This window comes from Verrucomicrobiota bacterium (genome assembly GCA_016871535.1).
GTDB lineage: Bacteria > Verrucomicrobiota > Verrucomicrobiia > Limisphaerales > SIBE01 > VHCZ01.
In genome coordinates, this window is the sequence record VHCZ01000453.1 from 1 (window position 1) to 1,808 (window position 1,808).

The following is a 1,808-nucleotide window of genomic DNA, read 5'->3' on the forward strand; positions in this document are numbered from 1 at the left end:
CGGCGGCCGCCTATCTCAAGGCGCTCGACCAAGATGCCAACTATGCCGACGCGCTGCACGCCTTGGCGATGACCTACTCCCATCAGGAAAAGTTCGACCAGGCGATCGAGGTCGGCAAGCGGCTCATCGAAGCGGCGCCGGACGATGAGTTGGCGTACACCAGCCTGTCGATCTTCTACCAGAAAAAGGGCCTCATCGCCGAGGCCGAAGCGATCGCCGCCAAGGCGCGCACCCTGGGCTGGAAGCGCCAACTGGGCGAGAAGAAAGAGCCTGACAAAAGCTGAGCGTTTCCCCGCTGACGCCAGGTTTTCCGATAGTCGTTTCTTGTTCGTTGTAGGGGCAACCCCCCTTGGTTACCCTTCCCAGGGCACGGGGGCCTGCCGTCGCTGACACAATTTACTTCACCACAGAGCACACAGAGATCACAGAAAAATTGGAATTCGAAACTTTCGCGTTGAAGAACGGAAAGTCGTTTAGTAAGGCACTGTAAATAAATAAAGGTATCAACCTGTCTTCACGTTTGGCTTGATGAGGTAGTTCCACTCGCCATGAAACTTGTTGGGTTTGAGGTTTACCTGCTGCATCTCTTCATCGCTGACTGCGCGCCCGGTGGGGTATTTGCGCCGATCGAGTCGGCAGGTGACTTTCAATCCCTTGGCCGTGGTCGTCGCGGCGATGAGATGGACGATGGTTTCGTAGTCCCGCAACGGCTCGCCGCGCCAATTCGATGAGATAAAGGAAAACAGTCGGTGCTCGATCTTGTTCCATTTGCTGGTGCCGGGAGGAAAGTGACACACCTCAATGCCCAGTGCGGTCTGGTTGGCGAATTTTTGCAGCTCCAACTTCCACAGCCGCAACCGCCACCCGTTACTGCCACCGCCGTCGGCCGTGATCAGGATCGTTTTCGCATGCGGATAAATGCGTTTGCCCTCGGTGCGCCACCAACCCCGAATCGATGCCACCGCAAAGGCACCGGTATCGTGGTCGGTTCCCACATTAACAAAACCGGCGTTGCGTCCAATGTCGTAAATGCCATAGGGATAGGCGCGGGCAACTTCTGGACCGGGAAAATCGTGACCTTGCACCCGCCTGGGCTGCTTGGCTGCACGCCATTGCTGGCCGCCATTGTGGTAATTGCCAACCAGTTCCTTCTTTTTCGTGTCCACCGAAATGACTGGGATCCCTTGCCTCAGGCATCTTTTGACCGTGAGGTTGATGTGGCGAAACTGGGCATCGCGGTCGGGATGATCCGCTCCCTCCTCGGTCTTGCGATTGCTCTGGAGGCTATAGCCCAGTTGATGAAGAATCTGCGCGACCTTCATGTGGCTGGCAGGATGTTGCTGCTGATCCAGTTCCTCGGCGATGGCTCGCGTACTTTTGCAAATCCAGCGCAGCGCAGACTGCGGGTCTCCGCGCGTTTGCTCATCAATCAACCCCTCAAGCGTCTGCACCAGACCCGGATCGGATTCGGTGATCGATTTACGGCCCGCTCCGGGCCGGCGGATACGGCCGACCAACGGCTTACCCCTTGCCTGGATTTCCCGAATCCCTTTGCTGATCGCCTTGCGCGACAACCCACACGCTCGTCGTACCGCAGAAACCCCTCCATAGCCCAAACTCAGCGCTTCACTAGCAGCCATGATACGCCGCGTGCGTTCGTCCAGATGAGGCCATGCGGTACGAAACTTCCGCTTCAATTCGGACAGGTTGTTCATGCTCGGAAAGCATACAGCAATCACCCTTCGATTGACACCTTTATTTATTTACAACGCCTAACAATGCCTGGGTGAGCTAAAAGATCGTGAAAG

2 protein-coding genes are annotated in these 1,808 nt (G+C 56.5%); one reads left to right on the forward strand and one right to left on the reverse strand.

Translation table 11 applies throughout. The features are described from left to right. The coding region (locus FJ398_27510) for a tetratricopeptide repeat protein (protein MBM3841624.1) at positions 1-284 on the forward strand (284 nt) is incomplete at its 5' end. Positions 285-503: 219 nt separating this feature from the next. On the opposite strand, the gene FJ398_27515 is transcribed toward FJ398_27510, so the two are convergent. Then, positions 504-1,715, reverse strand: a complete 1,212-nt coding sequence (locus tag FJ398_27515) for an ISAzo13 family transposase (GenBank protein ID MBM3841625.1) — start codon at positions 1,713-1,715, stop codon at positions 504-506. Between the last annotated feature and the right edge of the window lie 93 nt (positions 1,716-1,808).